18 protein-coding genes and 1 other RNA gene are annotated in these 18,586 nt (G+C 64.2%); 4 read left to right on the forward strand and 15 right to left on the reverse strand.

The window, feature by feature from the left end:
• Nucleotides 1–85 precede the first annotated feature (85 nt).
• From rpsA to gyrA, 6 genes are all read right to left on the reverse strand, one after another.
• Nucleotides 86–1,789, reverse strand: coding sequence for a 30S ribosomal protein S1 (rpsA, locus tag IAE24_RS29050; RefSeq protein ID WP_288124655.1), 1,704 nt, complete (start codon nt 1,787–1,789; stop codon nt 86–88).
• A 166-nt stretch (nt 1,790–1,955) separates the two neighbouring features.
• Nucleotides 1,956–3,983: a bifunctional 3-phosphoshikimate 1-carboxyvinyltransferase/cytidylate kinase gene (locus IAE24_RS29055; RefSeq protein ID WP_013801627.1), complete on the reverse strand. Its 2,028-nt coding sequence runs from the start codon at nt 3,981–3,983 to the stop codon at nt 1,956–1,958.
• 114 nt (nt 3,984–4,097) lie between these two features.
• On the reverse strand, nt 4,098–4,976 hold the full coding sequence (locus IAE24_RS29060; protein WP_012206521.1) for a prephenate dehydrogenase: 879 nt from the start codon (nt 4,974–4,976) through the stop codon (nt 4,098–4,100).
• Nucleotides 4,976–6,076, reverse strand: coding sequence for a prephenate dehydratase (pheA, locus tag IAE24_RS29065; protein ID WP_199961226.1), 1,101 nt, complete (start codon nt 6,074–6,076; stop codon nt 4,976–4,978). Before pheA ends, IAE24_RS29060 begins: the two co-directional genes overlap by 1 nt.
• Nucleotides 6,077–6,094: 18 nt before the next feature.
• On the reverse strand, nt 6,095–7,204 hold the full coding sequence (gene serC / locus IAE24_RS29070) for a 3-phosphoserine/phosphohydroxythreonine transaminase (protein WP_063325831.1): 1,110 nt from the start codon (nt 7,202–7,204) through the stop codon (nt 6,095–6,097).
• A 123-nt stretch (nt 7,205–7,327) separates the two neighbouring features.
• Nucleotides 7,328–9,994, reverse strand: coding sequence for a DNA gyrase subunit A (gyrA, locus tag IAE24_RS29075; RefSeq protein ID WP_034395021.1), 2,667 nt, complete (start codon nt 9,992–9,994; stop codon nt 7,328–7,330).
• Between the two features lie 229 nt (nt 9,995–10,223).
• Between gyrA and ompA the strand changes: the two genes are divergently transcribed.
• The 4 genes from ompA to ssrA all read left to right on the forward strand — a co-directional run bounded on the left by ompA (nt 10,224) and on the right by ssrA (nt 12,751).
• Nucleotides 10,224–10,883: an outer membrane protein OmpA gene (gene ompA / locus IAE24_RS29080; RefSeq protein WP_012206517.1), complete on the forward strand. Its 660-nt coding sequence runs from the start codon at nt 10,224–10,226 to the stop codon at nt 10,881–10,883.
• Nucleotides 10,884–10,967: 84 nt separating this feature from the next.
• A complete protein-coding gene (gene ubiG, locus IAE24_RS29085) occupies nt 10,968–11,690 on the forward strand; it encodes a bifunctional 2-polyprenyl-6-hydroxyphenol methylase/3-demethylubiquinol 3-O-methyltransferase UbiG (RefSeq protein WP_012206516.1) in 723 nt (240 codons plus the stop codon).
• 5 nt (nt 11,691–11,695) lie between these two features.
• Complete coding sequence (locus IAE24_RS29090; RefSeq protein WP_013801633.1) at nt 11,696–12,361, forward strand: HAD family hydrolase; 666 nt, start codon at nt 11,696–11,698, stop codon at nt 12,359–12,361.
• A gap of 12 nt (nt 12,362–12,373) precedes the next feature.
• Nucleotides 12,374–12,751: a transfer-messenger RNA gene (ssrA, locus tag IAE24_RS29095) on the forward strand.
• 113 nt (nt 12,752–12,864) lie between these two features.
• On the opposite strand, the gene IAE24_RS29100 is transcribed toward ssrA, so the two are convergent.
• The 9 genes from IAE24_RS29100 to IAE24_RS29145 form a co-directional block, all read right to left on the reverse strand.
• Nucleotides 12,865–13,989, reverse strand: coding sequence for a site-specific integrase (locus IAE24_RS29100; RefSeq protein WP_233626259.1), 1,125 nt, complete (start codon nt 13,987–13,989; stop codon nt 12,865–12,867).
• Nucleotides 13,990–14,000: 11 nt separating this feature from the next.
• Nucleotides 14,001–14,249, reverse strand: a complete 249-nt coding sequence (locus tag IAE24_RS29105; RefSeq protein ID WP_199961224.1) for an excisionase — start codon at nt 14,247–14,249, stop codon at nt 14,001–14,003.
• A 538-nt stretch (nt 14,250–14,787) separates the two neighbouring features.
• Complete coding sequence (locus IAE24_RS29115; RefSeq protein WP_199961222.1) at nt 14,788–15,315, reverse strand: hypothetical protein; 528 nt, start codon at nt 15,313–15,315, stop codon at nt 14,788–14,790.
• Complete coding sequence (locus IAE24_RS29120; protein WP_199961221.1) at nt 15,312–15,587, reverse strand: hypothetical protein; 276 nt, start codon at nt 15,585–15,587, stop codon at nt 15,312–15,314. The genes IAE24_RS29115 and IAE24_RS29120 overlap by 4 nt, the downstream gene beginning before the upstream one ends.
• Nucleotides 15,584–15,820 carry a hypothetical protein gene (locus IAE24_RS29125; RefSeq protein WP_199961220.1) on the reverse strand — a complete coding sequence of 79 codons (237 nt, stop codon included), beginning with the start codon at nt 15,818–15,820 and terminating at the stop codon, nt 15,584–15,586. The genes IAE24_RS29120 and IAE24_RS29125 overlap by 4 nt, the downstream gene beginning before the upstream one ends.
• Nucleotides 15,821–15,856: 36 nt before the next feature.
• Complete coding sequence (locus tag IAE24_RS29130; protein WP_199961219.1) at nt 15,857–16,270, reverse strand: hypothetical protein; 414 nt, start codon at nt 16,268–16,270, stop codon at nt 15,857–15,859.
• 2 nt (nt 16,271–16,272) lie between these two features.
• A complete protein-coding gene (locus tag IAE24_RS29135; RefSeq protein WP_199961218.1) occupies nt 16,273–16,677 on the reverse strand; it encodes a hypothetical protein in 405 nt (134 codons plus the stop codon).
• Nucleotides 16,670–17,068, reverse strand: coding sequence for a hypothetical protein (locus tag IAE24_RS29140; protein ID WP_199961217.1), 399 nt, complete (start codon nt 17,066–17,068; stop codon nt 16,670–16,672). Before IAE24_RS29140 ends, IAE24_RS29135 begins: the two co-directional genes overlap by 8 nt.
• Entirely contained in the window at nt 17,068–18,486 is a 1,419-nt protein-coding gene (locus tag IAE24_RS29145; protein WP_200016412.1) for a hypothetical protein, read from the reverse strand. The genes IAE24_RS29140 and IAE24_RS29145 overlap by 1 nt, the downstream gene beginning before the upstream one ends.
• Between the last annotated feature and the right edge of the window lie 100 nt (nt 18,487–18,586).

Genomic DNA, 18,586 nt, shown 5'->3' on the forward strand with positions numbered 1-18,586 from the left:
ATCGCAACCGGGGTTTAAATGGCCCCGGGGCCCCGGGGGGCCCCCGTCGCATCCGACCTTCAGCGGTCAGCAGACTGGCTGCTGATTACTTGTCGGAGTTGTCCAGCTTGGCGCGCAGCAGGGCGCCCAGGCTGGTCGTGCCGGCGTTTTCCTTGGCCGACTGAGCGGACAGGGAAGCCATGGCTTCTTGCTGGTCGACCTGGTCCTTGGCCTTGATCGACAGCTGGATGTTGCGGGTCTTGCGATCCACATTGACCACCACGGCGGTGATCTCGTCGCCTTCCTTCAGCACCGAGCGGGCATCTTCCACGCGGTCCACGGCGATTTCCGAAGCACGCAGGTAACCGATGATGTCTTCGCCCAGGTCGATTTCAGCACCACGTGCGTCCACCGTCTTGACCTTGCCCGACACGATCTGGCCCTTGTCGTTCACGGTCACGAAGGTCGTGAAGGGATCGCTGTCCAGCTGCTTGATGCCCAGGGAGATGCGCTCGCGCTCGACGTCCACGGCCAGCACGATGGCTTCGACTTCCTGGCCCTTCTTGTAGTTGCGCACGGCAGCTTCGCCGGGCTCGTTCCAGGACAGGTCGGACAGGTGCACCAGGCCGTCGATACCGGCAGCCAGACCCACGAACACGCCGAAGTCGGTGATCGACTTGATCGGGCCCTTGACGCGGTCGCCGCGCTTGGTGTTCTGAGCGAACTCTTGCCAGGGGTTGGCCTTGCACTGCTTCATGCCCAGCGAGATGCGACGCTTGTCTTCGTCGATCTCCAGCACCATGACTTCGACTTCGTCACCCAGGGTAACGAGCTTGGTCGGAGCAATGTTCTTGTTGGTCCAGTCCATTTCGGAGACGTGCACCAGGCCTTCGATGCCGGGTTCCAGCTCGACGAACGCGCCGTAGTCGGCAATGTTCGTGACCTTGCCGAACAGGCGGGTGCTCGAGGGGTAGCGGCGCGAAACGCCCATCCACGGGTCGTCGCCCATTTGCTTCAGACCCAGCGAGACACGGTTCTTCTCGGTGTCGAACTTGAGGATCTTGGCGGTGATTTCCTGGCCAGCCTGCACGACTTCCGAGGGATGACGTACGCGGCGCCATGCCATGTCGGTGATGTGCAGCAGGCCGTCGATGCCGCCCAGGTCCACGAACGCACCGTATTCGGTGATGTTCTTGACCACGCCTTGAACGATGGCGCCTTCCTTCAGCGTTTCCATCAGCTTGGCGCGCTCTTCGCCCATCGAGGCTTCGACCACGGCGCGGCGGCTCAGCACCACGTTGTTGCGCTTGCGGTCCAGCTTGATGACCTTGAACTCCATCGTCTTGTTTTCGTACGGAGTCAGGTCCTTGATCGGACGGGTGTCGATCAGCGAACCGGGCAGGAAGGCGCGGATGCCGTTGACCAGCACCGTCAGGCCGCCCTTGACCTTGCCGGAGGTCGTGCCGGTCACGAATTCGCCCGATTCCAGGGCCTTTTCCAGAGCCAGCCACGAGGCCAGGCGCTTGGCGGTGTCGCGCGACAGGATGGTGTCGCCGTAGCCGTTTTCGATCGAGCCGATGGCGACCGACACAAAGTCGCCCACCTGGACTTCGATTTCTCCCTGGTCGTTCTTGAATTCGTCGATTGGCACGTAGGCTTCCGACTTCAGGCCAGCGTTCACGACGACGAAGTTGTGCTCGACGCGCACGACTTCAGCGGTGATGACCTCGCCAGGACGCATTTCCGTGCGTTGCAGCGATTCTTCAAACAGGGAGGCAAAAGATTCAGACATGTATTTCCTTGCCCGCAAACAGGTTTCCGCCGGCACTATTGCCAGGCGTTTCTAGGACTGTTTGCGGAGGTGTTGTGGGTTCAACCACGGTGTTGGAGTCTATGGACCTCGGGCCGTACATGGGGCGGTGCCGCCATGTCTGGGCCCGGAGGGCGGGTTTGCCGACGTGCGGCGCAACTGGCAATCAGTCGCGGCCGAACGGCTGGCGTTCCTGCCACCACGAAAGCACCTGCTCTGCCACCTCTTCGATGGAGAGCTCGGAGCTGTCAAGCAGCATGGAATCCTGGGCGGGCTTGAGCGGTGCGACGCTGCGGTTCATGTCCCGCGCATCGCGTGCTTCAAGGTCAGCCCGAAGGGCGCTTATGTTAGCGGCAATTCCTTTGGAAATCAACTGCTTATGCCGGCGCTCGGCGCGACAGGCGGCGGAGGCCGACAAATAGACCTTGAGGGGAGCATGGGGAAAGATCACCGTGCCCATGTCGCGGCCGTCGGCAACCAGCCCCGGAAGCTGCTGGAAGGACAGCTGCAGGTCCACCAGCGCGTCGCGCACGGCAGGCAGGGCCGAGACGCGCGAGGCGTTCATGCCCGACTCCTCGCTGCGCAGGATGAGGGTGACATCCTCGTCACCCAGCCAGATGCGCTGCTCGGCGTCAAAGCGCACGGGCAGCTCGCGCGCCAGCACGGCGATCTGCTGGGCATGCGGTTCGTCCAGCACCAGGCCGGCGCGCGATGCGGCCAGCCCCGTGAGCCGGTACAGCGCGCCCGAGTCCAGCAGGTGGTAGCCAAGAGCCTGGGCGACCTCGGCGGCAATCGTGCCCTTGCCCGAGGCCGTGGGGCCATCAATGCAGATCACGGGAATGCGCGCGCGGGCCGTCTCGCAGACCGAGAACAGGGCCTCGAAGTAGTCGGGGAAGGTCTTGGCAACGCACTTGGGGTCTTCGATGCGCACGGGCAGGGCGGCCGGATTGAAGGCCGCCAGCGAGAAGCACATGGCCACGCGGTGGTCGTCATAGGTGTGGATGCTGGCCGCACGCCATGCGGCGGTGGACGCGGGCGGCGTGATGCGGATGTAGTCCGCACCCTCCTCGACATCGGCGCCCAGCTTGCGCAGTTCCTTGGTCATGGCCGCGATGCGGTCGGTTTCCTTGACACGCCAGCTTGCGATATTGCGCAGCGTGGTCGTGCCATCGGCATACAGGGCCATGACGGCCAGCGTCATGGCGGCATCGGGGATGTGGTTGCAGTCCAGGTCGATGGCCTTGAGCGGCCATGCGCCACGGCGGATGCGCAGCCAGTTGGGGCCGCCTTCCACCTCGGCGCCCATGGCGCGCGCGGCCTCGACAAAGCGGATATCGCCCTGGATGGAGTCCAGTCCCACACCGAGGATGCGGATGCCTTCGGCGCTGTCCGAGGCGATGGCGCCCAGTGCGATGAAGTAGCTGGCCGAAGAGGCGTCTGCCTCGACATGGATCTCGCCGGGCGAGCTGTAGCGGCTGCCGGCCGGGATGGTGAAGCGCTGCCAGTTCTCGTTGTGCACGGCAATGCCGAAGCGGGCCAGCAATTCCAGCGTGATGTGGATGTAGGGCTTGGAGATCAGCTCGCCCACGACTTCGATGGTGATGTCGCGCGTGTTGGCCAGCAGCGGCAGCGCCATCAGCAGCGAGGTCAGGAACTGGCTGGAGACATCGCCACGCACCTGGATGGGGCTGTGCGGCAACTGCGAGAAATCGGGCTGGCGGATGTGCAGCGGAGGAAAGCCCTCGTTGCCCAGATAGTCGATGCGGCAGCCGAGCTGGCGCAGCGCATCGACCAGATCGCCGATGGGGCGCTCATGCATGCGCGGCACGCCGCTGAGCTTGAAGTCGCCGCCCAGCACGGACAGGGCTGCCGTCAGCGGCCGCATGGCCGTGCCGGCGTTGCCCATGAACAGTTCGGCACTGGCGCCGGAGGGCAGGACGCCGCCCAGGCCGGTGATGCGCACGGGCTGGCCGAGGGTGATGGTCGCAGGCTCCACCGTGCAGCCCAGTTGCTGCAGGGCCCGGAGCATGACGCGCGTGTCGTCCGAGTCGAGCAGGTCGTGGACCACGGTCGTGCCCTGGCTCAGTGCCGCGAGCAGCAGCACGCGGTTCGAGATGCTCTTGGAGCCCGGCAGGCTCACCGTGCCCTGCGCGCGGGAAAGAGGGGGGATATCGAGGAAGGCGGTACTGAACATGGCAATTCGGATGCAAACAGGCTGTCGGGAGGCATTGCGGCCGCGCCGGCCGCAATGCACAGGAGCGCTTTGGGTGCGCCGGGCTTGCGTCTGGCGCTTGCCCTGCGTTGCGCGTCAGCGGCGCGGAGCGCCCATGCGCCAATGGGCGCGCGCGGCGCTGGCCAGGGTCAGGCGGTCTTCAAGACCTTGTCCGTCACCGGCCTGGATCAGGGATTCGAGTTGCTGCAGCGCCTGCTGGAACTGGCGCGACTGTGCCAGAACCTGCTCGCTGTTGGCCAGCAGCACATCACGCCACATCTTGGGATCGCCTGCGGCAATGCGCGTGAAGTCGCGGAAGCCGGGGCCGGCCAGGGACAGCACGTCGTCGGAGTCGGGCTGGGTGATCACGCTTTGCATCATGGCGAAGGCCAGCAGATGCGGCAGGTGGCTGACCGTGGCAAAGGCGCTGTCGTGGGCTTCAGGCGACATGGCGCGCACGCGGCAGCCCAGCAGTTCCCACAGGGAGCGGGCCTTTTGCAGGTGGTCGGTCAGCGTGCGTTCGGTGGGCGTCAGGATGACCTGTGCGCCCTTGTACAGCTGGGGGTCGGAGTGCTCGACGCCCGAGACTTCCTTGCCTGCAATGGGGTGGGCCGGGACGAAAGAGCCGAGCTGGTCGCGCAGGGCCGAGCGGGCGGCATGCACCACATCGACCTTGGTGGAGCCCACGTCCATGATCATCATCTCGGGCGTGACCAGGTGCTTGATGGACTTGAGCGTGGCCTCGGTTGCCGCCACGGGCACGGCCAGCAGCACCAGGTCGGCACCGGCGGCGGCCAGCAGGGCGGAGGGGGCCTCCACATCGATGACGCCCATCTGGCGAGCGCGTTCGGTCGTCGAAGGCGACTTGCTGTAGCCCACGACGCGCTTGACCAGCCCTGCCTGCTTGAGCGCCAGGGCGAACGAGCCGCCCATGAGGCCGCAGCCGATCAGGCCCAGTTGTTCAAAGGGCTGCATCACTTGGATACCGGGTAGGTGCCCAGCACCTTGTAGAAGGCGCACAGGCCGCGCAACTCTTCCAGCGCGCTGGCCACGTTGGGCTCTGCCGGGTGGCCTTCGAGGTCGATGTAGAAGTAGTACTCCCACTGGCCGGTGCGCGCGGGGCGCGACTCGAAGCGCGTCATCGACACGCCGTGCCTCTTGAGCGGCACCAGCAGGTCATGCACGGCACCTGGGCGGTTGGGCACGGAGATGATGATGCTGGTGCAATCCTGGCCGCTGGGCGAGGGCGTGGCCAGCGTGTGCGGCAGGCAGATGACGGCGAAGCGCGTGCGGTTGTAGGCATCGTCCTGGATGGCATGCGCCACCACATGCAGGCCGAATTGCTGGGCCGCGCGTTCGCTGGCCAGGCCGGCGATGTTGGGGTGCAGCGCCGCCAGGCGGGCGCCTTCGGCATTGCTGGACACCGGGCGGCGCTCGGCATGCGGCAGGTGCTTGGCCAGCCAGCCCTGGCACTGTGCCAGGGCCTGGGGATGGGCTGCCACGACTTCGATGCCTTCGGTCGTGTTGCTGCTGCGAAGCAGGTTGTGGCGCACCAGCAGGCTGACCTCGCCCACCACGTGGCAGGGCGTGTGCAGGAACATGTCCAGCGAGCGCGTGACCACGCCTTCGTTGGAGTTCTCCACGCCCACCACGCCGTACTGCGCGCTGCCTGCGGCCGTGGCGTGGAACACCTCGTCGAAGCTGTTGCAGTACATCAAATCGGCCGCGCCGCCGAAGTACTGGATGGCGGCTTCCTCGCAGAACGTGCCCGCCGGGCCCAGCACGGCCACGCGCTGGGGCGACTCCAGCGCCAGGCAGGCCGACATGATCTCGCGCCAGATGGCCGAGACATGGCCGTTCTTGAGCGGGCCGGGATTGGCGGACTCGATCTTCTGGATGACCTGGGCCACGCGGTCCGGGCGGAAGAAGGGCGTGCCTTCACGCTTCTTGACCTCGCCGACCTGCTCGGCCACGCGGGCGCGTCGGTTCAGCAGGTCCAGCAGTTGCTGGTCGATATCGTCGATCTGCACGCGCAGATGCGCCAGATCGGGAGAGGCTTGGGGTGTGGTGCTCATGGGCGGGAGTGTGGTCGGTCAGGCGTTGCGCTGTTCGAATTCGCGCATGTACTCCACCAGCGCCTGCACGCCAGCGATGGGCATGGCGTTGTAGATGCTGGCACGCATGCCGCCGACGGACTTGTGGCCCTTGAGCTGCAGCAGGCCGCGTTCCCGGGCTCCGGCCAGGAAGGCGTCATTGCGCGATTCGTCGCGCAGGAAGAAGGGGATGTTCATGCGCGAGCGGCAATTGGCAGCGACCTTGTTCACGTAGAACGAGGACTGGTCCACGTACTGGTAGAACAGGTCAGCCTTGGCGATGTTGCGCGCCTCCAGGGCGGCCACGCCGGTCAGGCCGCCTTCGGTCTGGCGCTTGATCCATTGGAATGTGAGGCCCGCGATGTAGATGCCCCAGGTCGGCGGCGTGTTGTACATCGACTGGTTGTCGGCCACGGTCTTGTAGTCGAAGGCCGAAGGGCAGGCCGGCAGGGCGTGGCCCAGCAGATCCTCGCGCACGATGACCAGGGTCAGGCCGGCCGGGCCCAGGTTCTTCTGCGCGCCGCCGAACGCCAGGCCCACGCGGCTCCAATCGACGGGGCGCGAGGCCACGTGCGAGGAGAAGTCAACCACCAGCGGAGCATCGCAGCCCAGCGCCTTCAGGTCGGGCAGCTCCTGGAACTCCACGCCATGGATGGTTTCGTTGCTGCAGATGTGCACGTAGCTGGCGCCGCGGCTCAGTTGCCAGCTCTCGGGGGCGGGCAGGGCGGTGAACTTGCCCTCCTCGCCGCTGGCCGCGATGTGCGCGTCGGCCACGTACTTGCGTGCTTCCTTGGCCGACTTCTGGCTCCAGCTGCCGCTGAGCACGAAGTCCACCGTGCCTGCGCGCGACAGGTTCAGGGGAACGATGGCGTTCTCGGCCAGGCCGCCACCTTGCATGAACAGGATCTTGAACTCGGGCGGTACGGCCAGCAGCTCGCGCAGGTCGGCCTCGGCCTGTTCATAGATGGAGATGAACTCCTTGCCGCGGTGGCTCATCTCCATCACGCTCATGCCGGACCCGTGCCAGTCGAGCATTTCGGCGGCTGCCTGCTGCAGCACTTCGGCGGGAATGGCGGCGGGGCCGGCGGAGAAGTTGTAAGGGCGGTTCATGGAGTTCACTGTCAAGTCACGCGCAGGCGCCAGTTCGGGCGGTGCCTGCAACTGTCAAAAATCTGGGCCGCCGCTGGGGCTGCGCTCCCGGTGCGGGAGGCAGCCCCAGCGGCGGCTGGGTCATCAGGCGGGCTCGCCCGTGCCTTCGGCAGCGGCTTCGTCGCCGCCCGTGGCCTCCTCGCCCGTGGCCTCGTCCTCGACTTCGTTGGCATCGTTTTCAACGATGCGCTGCAGGCCGCCGAGCTTGGCGCCTTCGTCCAGGGAGATCAGCGTCACGCCCTGGGTGGCGCGGCCCAGTTCGCGGATTTCCGATACCCGGGTACGCACCAGCACGCCAGTGTCGGTGATCAGCATGATTTCGTCATCGGCATGCACCAGGGTGGCGGCGACGACCTTGCCGTTGCGCTCGGACTGCTGGATGGCAATCATGCCCTTGGTGCCGCGGCCATGGCGCGTGTACTCCACGATGGAGGTGCGCTTGCCGTAGCCGTTCTCGGTGGCCGTGAGCACGCTTTGCGACTCGTCCTCGGCCACCAGCATGGCGATCACGCTCTGGCCTTCTTCCAGGTTCATGCCCTTGACGCCACGCGCGTTGCGGCCCATGGGGCGCACGTCGTTTTCGTCGAAGCGCACGGCCTTGCCGCCGTCGCTGAACAGCATCACGTCATGCTTGCCGTCGGTCAGGGCTGCGCCGATCAGGAAGTCGCCCTCGTCCAGGCCCACGGCGATGATGCCGGCCTTGCGCGGGTTGGAGAACTCGTCCAGCGCCGTCTTCTTCACGGTGCCCATGCTGGTGGACATGAACACATAGTGGTCGGCCGGGAAGCTGCGGTACTCGCCCGTCAGCGGCAGCACCACGTTGATCTTCTCGCCATCCTGCAGCGGGAACATGTTGACGATGGGGCGGCCACGCGAGCCGCGCGAACCTGCAGGCACTTCCCAGACCTTGAGCCAGTACAGGCGGCCGCGGTTGGAGAAGCACAGCAGGTAGTCGTGCGTGTTGGCGATGAACAGCTGGTCGATCCAGTCGTCTTCCTTGGTGGCCGTGGCCTGCTTGCCGCGTCCGCCGCGCTTTTGCGAGCGGTACTCGGACAGCGGCTGGCTCTTGATGTAGCCCGTGTGGCTGAGCGTGACCACCATGTCGGTGGGCGTGATCAGGTCCTCGGTGGACAGGTCCTGCGCGCTGTACTCGACCGTGCTGCGGCGGGCGCCGACCTTGCTCTGGCCGAACTCGGCCTTGATCTGCTTGAGCTCGTCGCCAATGATGGCCGACACGCGCTCGGGCTTGGACAGGATGTCCAGCAGGTCCTCGATGACGGACATCACGTCCTTGTACTCGGCGACGATCTTGTCCTGCTCCAGGCCGGTCAGGCGCTGCAGGCGCATCTGCAGGATTTCCTGGGCCTGGGTTTCGGACAGGCGGTACAGGCCATCGGCCTGCATGCCGAATTCGCGCTCCAGTCCGTCGGGGCGGTAGTCGTCGGCGTTGACCACGCCGCCATCGGTGCGGGTGCGCGTCAGCATCTCGCGCACCAGCTTGCTGTCCCAGTTGCGCGTCATCAGCTCGGCCTTGGCCACAGGCGGCGTCGGCGCGTTGCGGATGATGGCGATGAAGTCGTCGATATTGGCCAGCGCGACCGCCAGGCCTTCCAGCACATGGCCACGCTCGCGCGCCTTGCGCAGCTCATACACCGTGCGGCGCGTGACCACTTCGCGGCGGTGCTGCAGGAAGACCTCGACCAGATCCTTCAGGTTGCACAGCTTGGGCTGGCCATCGACCAGCGCCACCATGTTCATGCCGAAGGTGTCTTGCAGCTGGGTCAGCTTGTACAGGTTGTTGAGCACGACCTCGGGCACTTCGCCGCGCTTGAGCTCGATCACCAGGCGCATGCCCGACTTGTCGGACTCGTCCTGGATGTGGCTGATACCTTCGATCTTCTTCTCGTGCACCAGCTCTGCCATGCGCTCCTGCAGCGTCTTCTTGTTGACCTGGTAGGGCAGCTCGTCAACGATGATGGCCTGGCGCTGGCCGCGATCGATGTCCTCGAAGTGGCACTTGGCGCGCATCACCACGCGTCCGCGACCCGTGCGGTAGCCTTCCTTGACACCGTTGATGCCATAGATGATGCCGGCCGTGGGGAAGTCAGGCGCGGGAATGATCTCCATCAGCTCGTCGATGGTGGCCTGAGGCGTCTGCAGCAGGTGCAGGCAGGCATCCACCACCTCGTTGAGGTTGTGCGGAGGAATGTTGGTGGCCATGCCCACGGCAATGCCCGAGGAACCGTTGACCAGCAGGTTGGGCAGCCGTGCAGGCAGCACCAGCGGCTCGCGCTCGCTGCCGTCGTAGTTCGGGCCGTAGTCCACCGTCTCCTTGTCGATGTCGCCCAGCATCTCGTGGGAGATCTTGGACAGGCGGATTTCGGTGTAACGCATCGCCGCCGCGCTGTCCCCGTCCACCGAACCGAAGTTGCCCTGCCCGTCGACCAGCATGTGGCGCAGCGAGAAGTCCTGTGCCATGCGCACGATGGTGTCGTACACCGCGCTGTCTCCGTGCGGGTGGTACTTACCGATCACGTCGCCGACGATACGCGCCGACTTCTTGTACGGCCGGTTCCAGTCGTTGTTGAGCTCGTGCATGGCGAACAGCACGCGCCGATGCACAGGCTTGAGACCATCTCGCGCATCGGGCAGCGCCCGGCCCACGATCACGCTCATTGCGTAATCGAGATAGCTGCGACGCATCTCCTCTTCGAGGCTGATGGGCAGGGTTTCTTTAGCAAACTGGGTCATGTGTGGCGATACTCTGACGGCGGGAAAAGGCCCATTTTAGGTCGAATGACGTGTAGCAGCCGAGCAACATAACCCTGGAATTCCGCCGCTGTCCTACTTGTTGGCGCCCGCTTGGCGGTCCGTCTGCTTGTGACGTATGGCACAATCAATTCAACGTTTTTGGTGATGGTCACTGATAACGTCCACAGATTCGCAGCCCTGCTGCGGCTTTTTCCCCAAGAGGAGAACCATGAAGAAACTGAACAAAGTGGCGATGTTGTTTGCCTCTGCCGCCCTCGCAACGGCTGCTGGCGCACAAGTGAAGGCTGCTGACGGTGGCAAGACCATCGACAACTGGCAAAACGGCACCAGCGAACTGGTGTGGAAGAACGGCACGAACGAACTGTGCTGGCGCGATGCCAACTGGACGCCCGCCACTGCAGCAGCTGACTGCGACGGTGCCCTGAAGCCTGTGGCAGCCGCTGTGGCTCCTGCCGCAACGCCCGCTCCGGCAGCTCCCGCTCCGGCACCGGCTCCCGCTCCGGCCGTGGCTTCCAAGGTGACCTTCTCTGCTGACGCTTTCTTCGACTTCGACAAGTCGGTTCTGAAGCCCGAAGGCAAGGCCAAGCTGGATGACCTGGCCTCCAAGGTCAAGGGCATCAACCTGGAAGTGGTCATCGCCGTCGGTCACACCGACTCCGTTGGCTCTGACGCCTACAACCAGAAGCTGTCGGTTCGCCGCGCTGAAGCTGTGAAGGCTTACCTGGTGTCCAAGGGCATCGAAAAGAACCGCGTCTACACTGAAGGCAAGGGCGAAAAGCAGCCCATCGCCGACAACAAGACCAAGGAAGGCCGCGCAAAGAACCGTCGCGTGGAAATCGAAGTGGTCGGCACCCGCGCCGCTCAGTAATCTTTCGATTGCTTCCCGCAAAAGCCCCGGCAACGGGGCTTTTTTTATGGCCGAACGGTCGTCGCAATCGCCGACAATCGAGCCATGAGCAACGCAATCAACGTCAATGCCGACCCGGCGGAGCTGGAGAAATTCTCCAGCCTGGCCCATCGCTGGTGGGACCCGGAAAGTGAGTTCAAACCTTTGCATCAGATCAATCCGTTGCGCCTGGACTGGATTGATGCGCAAGCTCCCTTGAAGGGCCGCAGGGTCCTTGATGTCGGCTGCGGTGGCGGCATCCTCGCCGATTCCATGGCCCGCAAGGGGGCGAGAGAGGTGGTGGGCATCGACCTGGCCACCAAGGCGTTGCGCGTGGCCCAGTTGCATGCGCTGGAAACGGGTACTCCGAACATCCACTACCACGAAGTCAGCGTGGAACGTCTGGCCGAGGAGCAGCCTGGCTCCTTTGACGTGGTGACCTGCATGGAGATGCTCGAGCATGTGCCCGATCCCGCTTCCGTGGTCGCGGCCTGCGCCGAGCTGGTCAAGCCTGGGGGCTGGGTGTTCTTCTCCACGATCAACCGCAGTGCCAAGGCCTTTGGTCTGGCCATTGTGGCGGCGGAGTACCTGCTCAAGATGATTCCCAAGGGGACGCATGAGTACGCCAAGCTGATCCAGCCCAGCGAACTCGCCATGTTTGCCCGTCAGGCTGGCCTTGACCTGCAGGCCAGCAAGGGTCTGCAGCACAACCCCATCACCGGGCGCTACTGGCTCAGCGCGGACACGTCGGTGAACTACATGCTGGCAACGCGCCGGGCAGAAGGGTGAGCCGCATGTGGCAAGAAGTCCGAGCTGTTCTGTTCGACCTGGACGGCACCTTGATCGACAGTGCACCCGACCTGGGTGCGGCCGCAGACAGGATGCGCATTGACCGTGGCCTGCAGTCGCTTCCCTATGAGCGGTATCGGCCCATGGCGGGCGCCGGGGCACGGGGGATGCTGGGCGTGGGCTTCGGGCTCACGCCTGACTCGCCGGAGTTTCCGGAGATGCGCGAGGAGTTTTTCCGCAACTACGAGCAGTGCATGACCGAGCGCACCTATGCGTTCGATGGTGTCCCGGAGCTCATTGCACAGCTCCAGGCGGCATCCATGCCCTGGGGAGTGGTCACCAACAAATCCATGCGTTTCACCGATCCGCTGACGCAGCAGATGCCGCTTTTCGCGAGCGCTGGTGCCATCGTCAGCGGTGATACCACGCCCCACGCAAAGCCCCATCCAGCACCGTTGCTGGAAGCTGCCGCGCGTATCGGCCTGCCCCCGCAGTGTTTTGTCTATGTGGGTGATGATGAGCGCGACATCGTTGCAGGCAAGGCCGCAGGCATGAAGACCGTGGCGGCCTGCTACGGCTACCTTGGCGCAGCGGGCGATACGCTGCAGTGGCAGGCGGATGCGCAAATCTATTCTCCGCTGGAGCTCTTGAAACTGCTGGAAAGAGGCTAAGATATGAGCCTTGGGGCTGTCCTGGTTTCGACGTGGGTTCGGGACCGGTGTGGTGCATGTCGAGCTTGAGTGACGCTCGTAAATCTCCATTCAAAAAACTAACTGCAAACGACGAACGTTTCGCACTCGCCGCTTAAATCCGGTGAGCCTTGCAACAGCACGCTGATGGGCTGGGCAAGGGGGTAGCAATACCTCCCGGCTGCAAGGGAATTTACATCAGCTGGCTGCGTGCTGGGCTTCTTAGTACGTGGCAAGATCCAAGGAAGCTGGCATCCCGGGTAGCGTGCGCCTGCGCGACTTGGGAGGCGAGACTCAAAACAGAACGCTAAACATGTAGATCTGCCCGGCGAAGGCTTGCGGACGCGGGTTCAATTCCCGCCAGCTCCACCATCCAGGACAACGCCACACAACGGAAACCCCGCTGTGTGGCGTTTTTTTTCGCCCGCTCGTTGCCCTGTGTTGCCCTGAAATTCACACCGGAATCACACCGGATTCACACGGGCTCAGTTCACCGCCTGGAGCGTGGCCCGGGGCTTCTGGTAGTCCTCGCGGATGAACTTCCCGTAGGTGCGAAAGACCATCTCCACATCTTCGTGGCCCAGTTGCTGGGCGACATACCACGGGTTGGCGCCGGCGGTCAGGATCGAAGAAGCGTAGGTATGCCGCACCTGATAGGGGTTCCGGTATGGGATGCCGGAACGCTGCATGATGGGCATCCATGCGGTCTTGCGCACCTGGGCATCAGTTGTCCAGGGCTCCAGCGTCCGGGGGTTGAGCCACACCCGTGCGCCGCGGAGCATGCTGAATGCCTTCTGCGCTCGCAGCGCCTCCATGGCTTCGAAGTTCAGGTCCACGCTGCGGATGCCTGCCGCCGTTTTCGGTGCCTTGAGCACACCCACGACTTGGTTTTGCTCGATCCGGGCCGTTGCTTTCTCCCAGTCGATGTGCCTCCATTCGAGGGCCTGCAACTCGCCCGGCCTCAGACCTGTGTTGAACCAGAACTGGATCATCGGCCGCTCATCGTCTCTGCACGCCAGCAGGATCTGCTCCCGCTCCGCCTGCGTGAAGGGCTGGATCACATAGTCGCTTGCCTTGCTCGTCTGGCGGATGAGCTTGGTGAGCGCGAGCCGGTCGAAGGGATTGAACTCGATCAGTCCGTCGTTCAGCGCATCTTCAAACACGCTGCGCAAGGGAATCAGCATGTTCCGGATAGCCTTGCTGGTGCAGTCCATCCCGCTGATCCACTCCCGGAGGGCGGAAGGCGTGACTTCATGGAGCTTGAGACCATGCCATCGCCGCATGCGCTCCCCGCTGATGCTTTTTTCGTAGCCACGGAATGTGGCTGGCGACATCTTCCCGTTCTCGACCTGCCTGCGGTACAGCTCCAATTGCTTCACCAACATCTCTTCCATCAGGCAGGAAAGTGGATCTGGCGCGCGGGCCTTCGAACTACCCGGGAAGTACTCGGCATACACAAACGTGCCATCTGTAATTTTGCGCCGGATCTCAGCGCGCAGGTTTGCTGCGTACTGGATGCTGCCCTTGTTGACCGGCCCAGGGGGCAGCAGCTCCCGACATTGCTGCCCGTGCCACGAGAACGCGATCTGAATTCGAGCGCCCGTGGCCATTTCCCGGACTGTCACGCCCGCCGGAGTTGATGGAGCTGATTTTTTATCCACTGATCTGCTTCCTTTACGTTTACATAGAGGTGTCTGCCCACGACGCCGCAATGCGTGCCATCCAGCCAAATGCCGGAGCGACGGCGGTTATGGATGGTCATCGGCGTGATGCCAGTCATTTCCTTGTATTTCGTGGCAAGCACCCAATCCGCGCCTTGGGATGGCACGGTATTTCCTGGGGCGCCAGGTTCTGTAACTGTGTGTTTCATGTAATCCACCGAATTTGGGGCTCAAAACGGGTTCTTTCCGCGCACACTGGGTTGATTTATCCAAGTGAAATGCGGCGGCGTACCGGCATTGAGGTATTGAGTCCAGAGCGTCTGGCCAGCGTGGCAACGTTCCTGCCGACCAGGCAGGACGCCAGCTGCGCAACACTGGGGGCACGCGAAGTGATGGGTCAGGTAGGCTTTGTCAGCGGCCTCCCAGGAGTTGCGTGGTGTTGTCATGGCAGCGTGTACGCCCCGAAGTGCTCGCGTAGCCGAGCGAACACGGCCGGATGCATGAACAGTCCTTGCGGGGTTCGGAAGCAAGCAGGCGAGCGGCTTTCCACGCGCACAGCGGCCCAGCGTCGGCGGCGCTTGGCGATTGGGTGCCGGCGCAACTCCCAGGACACATGAACGGTCACTGCATATGGAGTCTGGAATACCGGAACGCCGTTGAAGGTGCTGAGGTTGATGTTCATTGCAGGCCCAGAAATGAGAAACCCCGCTCAAGGGCGGGGCTGCGTGACGAGAGTTTGCGGTGGTGCTATCGCCGCGGCCAATAGCCGGTGGTGTCGGGTCCAGAGGCCAAATCCCAGCCGCCGAACCACTGATGAGGCAGGGAGCGCTGGATAGCTGCCACATCTGCGGACAGACGCATTTCGGCCAGGTGCCGTGCAGCAGCCGTCTCGATGGTGCTGGCCACGGCCGCGCGGGCCTCGCTCTCCAGGTTGGGGAGGAAGTCCGCGCGCTGTCGCTCCAGCAGCTGCAGGCCGGCGCGGAGGTCAGGATGCAGAGTCAGGCAATCGTCTGCAGGGTCCAGGATCTGGTTGCGGTCCCAGCAGATCACGTAGCACATGCCGCCGATCACCCGGTTGGTGAAGCCTGGCGCGCGATCCAGCAGGCGGTCGATCGCATCGTAGAGTCGGCGCAGGTGGTCCCTGTCATCGGGATCGAAGTAGGTGGCGTCCTCGTCGCCATCCCATGGGCAGTACCCGCAGGAGAGGTCGTTCATCAGGGAGAGTAGTTCCCCGGCCGCATCGATGTCGCGTTCGCTGGGCTTGGCCATCTTCATGGTGATCCTCCGACAACAGCTTGAGCGCCCTCCAGCACCCTGGACACGCGCAGCCACTCGGCTTCGGTTATGGGGCCGCGCCCGCAGATGGTGGAATCGAGGAGCTTGCGCTGTTCGTGGTTGATAACTTGGAGCGCGTGGACCGCACGCGCCATCGTGGTCATTGAATCCAGCAGGCCCAGCATGTCGCGCGGGTTGACGCAAACGCACTGCCCACTGCCTTCGGCGGCCTCGGCGAGTTCGCGTAGGCGCTTCAGGTCTTCTTTGGTCATGACGATCCTTTCTGCTGCGCCTGGGCGCGCTGCTTCCGTTCCCATGCCTCGATCTCGCCTGCCGTCATGAACGAGTAGCTGTCGCAGCCGCAGGTCGGGCAGGCGTTGCGGGTGCAGCGCAAGCCGCCGATGGTGCCGGGCACCTTTTTCAGGTCGGTCTCGTAGCCGCGCCAGCTGCAGCGCGTGCGGCCGCAGCGGATCGGCGCCGTGCCGAATGGTGGGTGCTCTTTCATGTGCTCTCCTTGTGCCCAGTGGGGCGCGATGGTTCGTTACCAGACACGGAAGCCTCCAGACTTCTCGGCCCAGTCAGCAAATGCGCGCGTTTCCTCAACGAAGTCGCGGCGCACGGGCAGGGTGTAAAGGCGGGTGCGGTCGTCACGCATGCGCTGCTGTTCGCTGGCCGGCATCTTTTCCCACTCGGCATACAGGCTGTCCTGCAGGTCGGCCACCCAGCGAGCGATCTGCGCCATCTGCTTCGCTTCGGAGGCCGAGACCCGGGCGCCATCGTTTGTGGAAACGCACAGTCCATCCTTGCGATTCCGCGCGACGTACTGTCCAGGCACGAAGGCCTTGCCATAGCCCAAGGGCAGGCCAACGCCGGCATCCAACATCCACGGCCACGAGAATCCGCCGGTGTCGAAGTCGCCTGCCGCCTTGTTTCGCGGGTTCAGGGTGTATCCCATGCTCACGCCCCCTTGGCTGCTGCTGCCCGCCTTTTCAAGTCATCGGCATGGCTAAAGGCCATCCCGTCCGGCGCGATCACGAAAAGCGGGAGGTTGCCGAGCGCTGCCGCATCCCACTGCGCATGAGCGCCATCCCGATACGGCGCGTCGTAAAAGCGAGTACCTTTGAACGGGCAGGTGCACGGCGTAGATTGGCCGCCGCGCAGGGTCGGGGGCTTCATTGGGATTGCCAACTCCTTCAAAGAAGACAACTTGCCACCACGCCGGCCAATTCGTTCGGCGCGAATATCTCCGCCCCGTAGTGGCATGACCAGTTCATAGTGGCATTCCCATTGGTGCACTGGATCTGCAGAACTCGGCATCCAGCGAAGTTGCAATCGTGGCGCCGGGAGTTTTTTCTTAGCCATGGTTGTCCCCCTTGGCTGCTGCCTGGGCTGCGGCCTCCTGCTCGATCCATGCATCTACCTGGGCGAGTTCGCCCGCAAACCGCTGCTCCAGCGCGTTGCGCATTGCCCGGAAGGCAAGCAGCTTGGTGCTGTAGAGGGGCCTGGAGCCTTGGGATGCGCTCAGTTTCTGACTACGGGCAGGTCCATGGCCGTGGGCATAGGACTCGGACCATGCTTGGTGCACGTTCTTGCCATAGGCGCTGAAGTCCCAGCCCGATGTCTTACCAGACAAAGCCGGCGCGGGCGCGGGCAGGTCCGGCACAACCTTCGGGGTGAAGCGGAGAGCGCGGGCCTCTGCGAGTTCGCGCTTCAGGTCGGCCATCGCGGCCAGCTCTTTCTTGTTCATCGCCATCACGCACCGCCTTCCTTGGCCTGGGCTGCGCGCTCGTCCACCAGTTCGGCCAGGTTGTCGATATGCACAGCAAGCACGCTGCCGTGCTCCCGGTTGAATTTGACGATGGCCTGCGCCAACTCCAGCAGCTCTGCATCCACTGCAGGCGCAGCAGGTGCTGCCGCACAGGGGCCGTCGTGTCCAGGCGCACGGGTGCAGGTCCAGCCGGCTGGCGGCCTGTCGCACCGCGCCGCGCTGTGGACCATTTCCGTGATCACGCTCGGCTCTCCGAGATTGAATTTCCGGATTTCTTCCTTGAAGCCCTCGGGCAGGGGTACGAGTTCGCCTGGTCGCTTGGCCGCCTCCGCAAGAGCTGCGCGCGTGGCGATGAGCATGGCCGAGGGCGCAGCAGGTGCCTGGGGCGCTGCTGCCAGCGCGGCGCGCTCTACGGCGCGGGCGTAGATCAGCCAGTGCTCAAGCCAAGTTCCGGTGGGCATCATGCCCTCCGTGTCTATGCCGCATTGCTCCATCCAGCGGAGGTGCGTGCGCCACAGCGCATCCGTGATCTGCCCATCTGTCAGGACCTCGCGCAGAGGGGCTGCAGGCGCTTCCAGGGCGGGCGCGTGAGCTGCAGCGGCATCCGCAGCAATCAACCCCAGCACATACGGCGCTTGCTCGGCTTCGATGACCGAGCAATTCTTGTAAACGAGGATGCCGCGCCCGGTGGATGTGTCGATGCGCCAGTCTTGTGGCGCGGTGGGCGCGGCCGGGGCGGGCAGAGGCGCCAGGAGCGCGGCGCCTTCGTCCTGATACTCAGCCTGGGCGACATACAGGCCGTGTCCCCTATGGCCGTCGCACACAATCAGCCGCACGGTGAGGGCCTCCTCGTATTCGGCAGGATCGCCCAGCATGTCGCGCAGCAGGCCGGCCTGGTCCTCGTCCAGCGTCACATCCAGAGCCGGCCCCGCCACAGCGGCAGGCTGCGAAAGCGCGTGCTCCAGCACTCGCAGCGTCTCGGGCAAGTCGAGCTTGGTCTGGGCAAGGTCGCTGCCTGAGTCCTCGCCATTTATCAGGCGGCGGGCCTCGGCCTGAGCGGTACGCACAATGCCCAGCAGATCGCGCGCCCGGGGCTCCACTGTGGCAGGAGCTTCCCCGGCGTATAGCGGCTGCGTGAACTTGCCGGCCGGGGTCACGCGCGCAGGCAGGTAGCGGCCAGCTTTCTCGCTCTCTGGGCCTTCGGGGTTGCTGTGGTTGGCCAACTGCCCAGGGCTGACATACAGCACGGGCTGGGCCAGGCACTGGCTGCCAGTGCGTGCGTGCTGGACCTCGGCGATGCGCACCATCGCAGCCCAGGCCTGGTCGAGTTCGGATGTGGGGCACTCGATGAAGGGCCGCAGCAGGTTCATGGAGGGCGTGCGCGGGATCAGGATGTGGGTCATGGGTTGCTCCGTTCGATTTGCCATGCGCTGGCGGTTTTGGAAATGACGTGGCCGGCGCGCAGCAGCAGCTGCTGGCACGGGGGTGGGGTCGGGGTCATGG

This window comes from Delftia sp. S65 (assembly GCF_016516495.1).
Lineage (GTDB): Bacteria > Pseudomonadota > Gammaproteobacteria > Burkholderiales > Burkholderiaceae_C > Comamonas > Comamonas acidovorans.